The sequence below is a fragment of the Coprococcus sp. RTP21281st1_F1_RTP21281_210402 genome, from assembly GCF_040915325.1.
GTDB lineage: Bacteria > Bacillota > Clostridia > Lachnospirales > Lachnospiraceae > Coprococcus > Coprococcus aceti.
Genome location: NZ_JBCPDQ010000009.1, coordinates 82133 through 88593, shown reverse-complemented (window position 1 = coordinate 88593; position 6461 = coordinate 82133). Strand labels below are relative to the sequence as shown.

Genomic DNA, 6461 nt, shown 5'->3' with positions numbered 1-6461 from the left:
CTACACATCCCGCAACAAGCAATGCCATCCTTCTGATATTCCCTTTTACGTTGACTTTCTTTTTCATAATCTACTACTCCTTGTTATCCCCATCTAACAATTAACTAGTATATCTTATGTCGTCGTGCGTGAGCGCGATGACCTGCGCACGCATCAGCGTGCTTCATTATATTATATCGCCTGCCGGCTCAATGAGGGCATTCGCATTATGACGTCTTGCGCAAGCGCATCCGTCGCAATGCTCATTATATCATACTCTCAAATGCTTCCTCGTGGTAAGGATACTTCCTACCAGTCCAACACCGATACCAAGCACAAGTCCAACCGGTATCATGGTCTTGAACAGGTCATGCTGGCTCACAAATGCAAACAGCGTTGTGACAACCTTAAACCTTCCGGCAACATATGTCAGTATCTTATCATACATGTAGTACAGAAGGACCAGTGGTATAGCCGAACCGACCGCACCTATGATCACACCCTCTATGATGAACGGCGCCCGTACAAATATATTTGTCGCACCGATCAGCTTCATGATCCCTATCTCTTCCTTTCGCACCGTGATACCTATGGTGATAGTGTTGCTTATAAGGAAGATAGATACCAGCATCAGTATCACAACTATTCCTATGGATGCATATCCGACAAGGGATGACAGTGTCGTGATGCTGTCCGCAGTCACGTCAGAGCTCTTGACCTTTCTGACTCCTGAAAGCCCCTGGGCAAATGCCACGAACTCCGGCTGTCTGGCCACATCCTTGAGCGTAACCTCATATGAGGCCGAATTCTTAAGTGGATTGTCCTCGCCAAATGCATCCTTTGCCGCCTGTGGATCATCGTAGTTCTGCTCAACAAATTTATTCCATGCGTCATCCGCCGACACGTAATCCATCGTGTTTACATAATCCAGAGTTCTTATCTGTGATCCGATAAGCTGTATCGTGTCGTCCGACGCATCCTCGTCAAAGAACACGGATATTGTAACTGTATTCTCAAGCTCCTGCATACCTGACTGGAAGTTTACAACCACCGCATATATGATTCCAAAGAGGAACAGACATGATATGATGGTTCCAAGTGATGCAAGTGAGAACAGAATATTTCTTCTTATATTTGCAAAGCCCTGTCTGAGGATATAGAAAAATGTACTAATCTTCATCTATATATCCTCCTTCCTTCTCATCACTGATAATCACACCCTTCTTCAGGGTGATAACTCTCTTCTTCATCTCATTGACGATATCCTTGTTGTGGGTTACCACGACAACTGTGGTTCCTCTCTTGTTGATATCCTCAAGGAGGTTCATGATATCCAATGAGTTCTTAGGATCGAGATTTCCTGTAGGCTCATCCGCCAGTATGATGTCAGGATTGTTGACCAATGCTCTCGCCATGGCAACTCTCTGCTGCTCACCACCTGAGAGCTCCTTTGGATATGATTTGTACTTGTCTGCAAGTCCAACCAGCGTCAGCATGGCCGGAACACGTCTTCTGATGTATCTCGCCGGAGTCTGGATAACTCTCTGTGCAAATGCAACATTCTCGTATATAGTCCTGTCCTTCAGAAGCCTGAAGTTCTGGAATACGACTCCAATCCTTCTTCTGACCTTCGGTATATCTTTTCTCTTTATCTTGCCATAGTCGTATCCGGCAACAGTGATATTGCCCTCCGTAGGATCGAGCTCCTTGAGCAGAAGCCTAAACAGAGTGGTCTTGCCTGATCCACTGCTTCCAACTATAAATACGAACTCGCCTTTTTCTATATTGATGTTCACTTTCTTGAGCGCCTGATTGCCCCCAGGGTATGTCATACTCACGTTCTCTAACTCTATCATCTCATGTCTCCTATATTGCCTCTTTACGGCATAAACTGTACATTATCTTACATTTGTCCATAGTCGGATGATTCTGATTCATTTCATCCACGCTTCATTATACTACATATTGATTGTTTTGTTGTGTATAGTTTGTGAATTAAAATTAATACACGATGCGGCAGTCTTCATATATCCATATGTAAGGCTGCCGCTTCTATGCAATCTATATTCCAGATAACTGTCCACCGGACATTTTAATAATCCAGTGACTCCATGTACTTCATGTACTTTACAACCATAAGAGCGATCTTGAATGTGATGGCATCCTCGAATACTCTCAGATCAAGGCCTGTGCTCTTCTGCAACTTATCAAGTCTGTATACCAGAGTATTTCTGTGGATGTACAACTGTCTTGATGTCTCTGATACGTTCAGGCTGTTCTCAAAGAACTTGTTGATAGTTGACAAAGTCTCCTCGTCAAACTCATCAGGGCTCTTGCCGTCAAATATCTCTCTGATGAACATCTTGCACAGAGGAAGTGGAAGCTGGTAAATAAGTCGTCCTATTCCAAGATTGCTGTATGCTATGATATCTGTGTTCTCATAGAATATCTTTCCAACATCCAGAGCCATCTTAGCCTCTTTGTATGAACGTGAAACTTCCTTTATCTCATTGACAATTGTTCCGAATGATACATGTACAGATGACATCGCCTCGGTATTGAGCATGTCAACGATGACCTTGGCAATCTTGTTCATGTCGTCATATGTCTCGTTGGACTTGACTTCCTTGACAAGAATGATGTTCTTCTCGTCCACAGCAGTGATGAAATCCTTTGTCTTGGCTGAGAAGATATTACGTACTGTCTCAAGTGCATTGGTATCCTTCTCATTCTTTGTCTCTATGATAAATACGATTCTTCTCACATCAGTATCTATGTGGAGCTTCTTTGCTCTGTTGTAGATATCAACCAGAAGGAGATTGTCTAAGAGAAGGTTCTTGATAAAGTTGTCCTTGTCAAATCTCTCCTTGTATGCGACCAAAAGGTTCTGGATCTGAAATGCTGCGATCTTGCCGACCATATATGTATCATCGGTCTCGCCCTTTGCCATGAGAATATGCTCTAACTGGTTATCGTCAAACACCTTGAAGAACTGATAACCTCTTACAACCTGGCTCTCTGCCGGTGAATCAACAAATGCACGAACTGAATCCTCGCAGTCATCTATATCCTTAAGTGTTGACGCAAGCACTTTTCCCTCTGTGTCCAACACGCACAGGTCAGTTCTTGTTATACCTTTTAATCCGTCTATTGTATCCTGAAGAATCTGGTTTGATATCATTCTTTTCACTCCTTATACTCATTATACGTTTTATCCCGTAATCCATTACTCTTATTTTAAAGCAAAATTGTAGAAAAAAAAAGAGAAAATGCAGATTTTTTATATGTATTTTCTGCATTTTCTCAATTTTTCAAGAATTAAACTACTGTTTCCAGTTATCTGGAGTGTAATTGTAAGTTCTATGTGTTATCTAAGACTAGTTAACAAGGATCTCCTCTGTCTCCTTATCGAAGATATGAATCTTGCTTAAGTCAAATGCGAACTGAACTGTGTCGCCAGGTCTAGCTGTTGTACGAGCATTTACTCTTGCTGTGATATCGAACTGGTCGATTGTGAAGTATAAGTAAACCTCGGCACCAAGCATCTCGTAGATGTTGATTCTTGCATCGATTACGCTCTCTGGTGATGACTCGATGAAGAGCTGCTCATCATGAATATCCTCTGGACGGATACCAAGAACAACTTCCTTATCGATAGCATCAAGTGCGATAAGTCTCTCAGCCTTGCTGTCTGGAACCTTGATTGAATGTGAACCGAACATAAGGAGAACGTCAGCACCTGACTTAACAACCTTACAATCGATGAAGTTCATAGGTGGCATACCCATGAATCCGGCAACGAACAGGTTACATGGCTTGTCGTAGAGGTTCTGAGGTGTATCTACCTGCTGGATGATACCATCCTTCATAACTACGATTCTTGTACCAAGTGTCATAGCCTCTGTCTGGTCATGTGTTACGTAGATGATAGTTGTCTGGAGTCTCTGATGAAGCTTTGAGATCTCAACACGCATCTGTACACGAAGCTTAGCGTCAAGGTTTGAAAGAGGCTCGTCCATAAGGAATACCTTTGGCTCACGGACAATTGCACGTCCCATAGCAACTCGCTGTCTCTGTCCACCTGATAAAGCCTTTGGCTTTCTGTCAAGAAGATGCTCGATATCAAGAATCTTAGCTGCCTCATGTACAGCCTTGTCGATCTTCTCCTTTGGAACCTTTCTTAACTTAAGTCCAAATGCCATGTTATCATATACTGACATATGTGGGTACAGAGCGTAGTTCTGGAATACCATCGCAATATCTCTGTCCTTTGGCTCTACATCGTTTACGAGCTTGTCGCCGATCCATAACTCACCTGAGCTGATATCCTCAAGTCCTGCTATCATTCTAAGAGTTGTTGACTTTCCACATCCTGATGGTCCAACAAAGATGATGAACTCCTTGTCTTCGATCTCAAGGTTGAAGTCCTTAACTGCGTTGAATCCGTTAGGATATACCTTGTAAATGTTCTTAAGTGATAAACTTGCCATTTGAAATTACCTCCGTAGTGTATATAATCTTGTTTTTGTTCACCCTAAAAACTATTGTTATTCTACATCATTGGCATTTTTCATTCTATGTGATTATTGCTCAAAAAAATTTTTAAACTTTTGTCTAAATTGTATACGTGCACAAATTTTGCAACATTTTGACGATTTTCGAACCGTTTTCCCTTGGTTTAAACTTCCTTTTTTGTGAAACCTTCACCATACCCATTTATGTCAATAGGGTTTTTCGTCACGTTTTCGGTATATTTTATTACTTTTGCCTATTGTTTTTACTCATATATATACTTGACAAACCAGAAAAATGTAGAACAGCCGGCAAAATCTGTAACATTTTGTACTACAGTAAAAAAACTCTGCTGATATCGGCGTTTTCTATTCCGATATCAGCAGAGTTTTCTATATATTTTCTACATATTCTTCTATATCTAGTTGTTGGCTGCGTTGTCCACACCTATTACTACGACAATGTCTGCACCTGAAATGTCAACATCTGAAGCAACAGATGAGTCAATATCTGATCTGTCAGCCGTTGCCGCTCCACCCAGAAGGCTTACAAGTCCGCTCACATCATATGAATCTGATGTGTAGATAACTGTTGTTGACTGATCTCCGTTGTCATATGTTCCTATATCTACTGATGTGTATCCATCCGCTGTGAGTGTTGTCTGCCATGTAGCTGCCACACCTGACACGCCTGATGCGTTGAGCACTACTACTTTTGCATCCTTGCCATTTCCTGCATTTGCATCCTCTGTTGAAGCGTCCTGTGAGCTGTCATCCGCTGATGTGTCTGAGCTGTCTGCAGCATCGCCTGAACCTCCAAATGTAGGATCTGACGGATCTGACTCCTCAGTCACGATGCTTGTCTTATTGCCCGTGTCCGATGCGTCTGATTTCTTGCTCTTGCTGACGGTTCGTGCAAGCAGTACGAGCATGACAACTATAGCCACTGCAAGTATGATAACCGCTGCTCTGAGCATTGTATCTAAGAATAATTTCATTACTTTCTTACCCATTATATAGCCTCCATCTCAATATAAATGTATATTCTCATTTGTTAACAAAAACAACTAGAGTATACCAAAGTGCTTTTTTATTTTCAACATTTAATTCGCATGATATACTAGAATTAAATTTTTGTTCACAAATAGCGGAGGTACAGATTTGAAAACAGCGATAATAATTGGCGCCTCGACAGGCATCGGAAGGGCGACAGCACTGGCGCTTTCAGGCAAATATAACAGCATATCTATCACTTCATTCAAACACAAAGAAGAGCTTCTCTCTCTGAGAGACGAACTTATGGCAAAAGGCTGCATCTGTTACTGTGAGACCGGAGACGCCGGGGATATGGAATTTATGGAGAAGTTTATACAAAATACCATAGATCATCTCGGCAGCGACATCGATCTCCTCATCAACAATGCCGGCATATCTTATGTGGGGCTTATAAACGATATGACCGCACAGGATTTTGACAGAACCATGAAGTCAAATGTGTACTCGGTTTTCAATAGCTGCCGACTCGTGGTTCCTCACATGATCCAGCACCACAAAGGACACATAATCAATATCTCATCCGTGTGGGGAAATGTCGGTGCGTCGTGTGAGGTCGCATATTCAGCCTCCAAGGGTGCTGTAAATTCCTTCTCAAAGGCTCTTGGAAAAGAGCTTGCTCCAAGCGGTATAACTGTCAACGCCATAGCATTTGGCGCAATTGACACCTCCATGAACGGTCATCTGTCACCGGAGGAACGCCAGATGCTAGAGGATGAAATACCTGCAGGAAGAATGGCCATACCTTCTGAAGCGGCAGATTTCATTGTGCACATTGCCGAGTGTGGAGAATACCTGAATGGTCAGGTGATCACATTTGATGGCGCATGGCAATAGGTGCTTTTCATCAAATTTTACAACAGTATAGGCAATTTCGTCCAAATTTCTATTGCTTAATTGTATATATTGCATTAGAAT

At 42.2% G+C, this 6461-nt stretch carries 6 protein-coding genes; 1 reads left to right on the top strand and 5 read right to left on the bottom strand.

The window, feature by feature from the left end; genetic code table 11:
- Positions 1-250: 250 nt before the first annotated feature.
- The 5 genes from ftsX to AB5150_RS12605 form a co-directional block, all read right to left on the bottom strand.
- Positions 251-1159, bottom strand: coding sequence for a permease-like cell division protein FtsX (gene ftsX / locus AB5150_RS12625; RefSeq protein ID WP_368291970.1), 909 nt, complete (start codon positions 1157-1159; stop codon positions 251-253).
- Positions 1149-1835: a cell division ATP-binding protein FtsE gene (gene ftsE / locus AB5150_RS12620; RefSeq protein WP_368291969.1), complete on the bottom strand. Its 687-nt coding sequence runs from the start codon at positions 1833-1835 to the stop codon at positions 1149-1151. The genes ftsX and ftsE overlap by 11 nt, the downstream gene beginning before the upstream one ends.
- Positions 1836-2071: 236 nt before the next feature.
- On the bottom strand, positions 2072-3160 hold the full coding sequence (locus AB5150_RS12615) for a CdaR family transcriptional regulator (RefSeq protein WP_055224350.1): 1089 nt from the start codon (positions 3158-3160) through the stop codon (positions 2072-2074).
- Between the two features lie 196 nt (positions 3161-3356).
- Positions 3357-4469, bottom strand: coding sequence for an ABC transporter ATP-binding protein (locus AB5150_RS12610; RefSeq protein ID WP_004851294.1), 1113 nt, complete (start codon positions 4467-4469; stop codon positions 3357-3359).
- Positions 4470-4912: 443 nt separating this feature from the next.
- The gene (locus AB5150_RS12605; RefSeq protein WP_015533996.1) at positions 4913-5503 is read right to left on the bottom strand and encodes a LytR C-terminal domain-containing protein; all 591 of its coding nucleotides are present in this window, start codon (positions 5501-5503) and stop codon (positions 4913-4915) included.
- Between the two features lie 148 nt (positions 5504-5651).
- Between AB5150_RS12605 and AB5150_RS12600 the strand changes: the two genes are divergently transcribed.
- Positions 5652-6380 carry an SDR family NAD(P)-dependent oxidoreductase gene (locus AB5150_RS12600; protein ID WP_055147186.1) on the top strand — a complete coding sequence of 243 codons (729 nt, stop codon included), beginning with the start codon at positions 5652-5654 and terminating at the stop codon, positions 6378-6380.
- The last annotated feature ends 81 nt before the right edge of the window (positions 6381-6461 follow it).